Source organism: Vibrio sp. 03_296, from assembly GCF_002265885.1.
This window is the reverse complement of record NZ_NPKW01001035.1, coordinates 1-724: the sequence shown is the minus strand read 5'-3', so window position 1 is coordinate 724 and position 724 is coordinate 1. Positions and strand designations below refer to the sequence as shown.

1 pseudogene is annotated in these 724 nt (G+C 35.4%); it reads left to right on the top strand.

The features are described from left to right. Nucleotides 1-590: 590 nt before the first annotated feature. Nucleotides 591-724, top strand: a pseudogene (locus tag CIK04_RS29675) (NUDIX domain-containing protein); the annotation flags it as partial.

The window sequence follows — 724 nt, the reverse complement described above, 5'->3', positions numbered from 1 at the left end:
TATGGTAACAAAGAATCGGATCGAAGCGATACGATCAAGGATCATCATTGTCTAGGTGCTTTGATCTATTAATAAGTTATCCACAGAATAGAGCGCTCTCTAAGGTAAAAAGTAAAATCATGGATCAATAAACAGTATGTGGTAAGTGATATTTTGCTTGATTTTTGGTGATGTTAGTCAATTTAAAAACTTTGTGTGTGGATAAAATAAGCATTGTATGATCTTTGACCGATCTGTTTGTGGTCAAAAGATCATCAAGGTTTAATTTGCTGGTGGAACTGATTTGTGTTTTTAATTTATTGAATATTAAAAGCTATTTTTTATTTTGGAAAGGGGACGTGTTTGTCATGGATTGATGATGAATCTGTCATTGACGAAAATAAGTTATTCTTCACAAAGTTATTCACAGAAAAGGTGAATAAATGTGGGCTGTGTCTCAAACTTGTGTTGATAACTGTTTTGTGCTGTAAAGTTAATTCAATTGGGTCTGAAACACGATAAATCTTAGCTATATCACATCAGTAAGTTTGCTACTGTTGGGGATATGTGGAAAATCACTGTAATAAAAAACTTATCTTAGAGGTTAGCCAGTGATAGATGGCGATGGTTACCGGCTAAATGTTGGTATAGTGATTTGTAATAACCATGGTCAGGTCTTCTGGGCTAAGCGATACGGGCACACTCTTGGCAATTTCCTCAAGGGGGATTGATGATGGTGAGACTC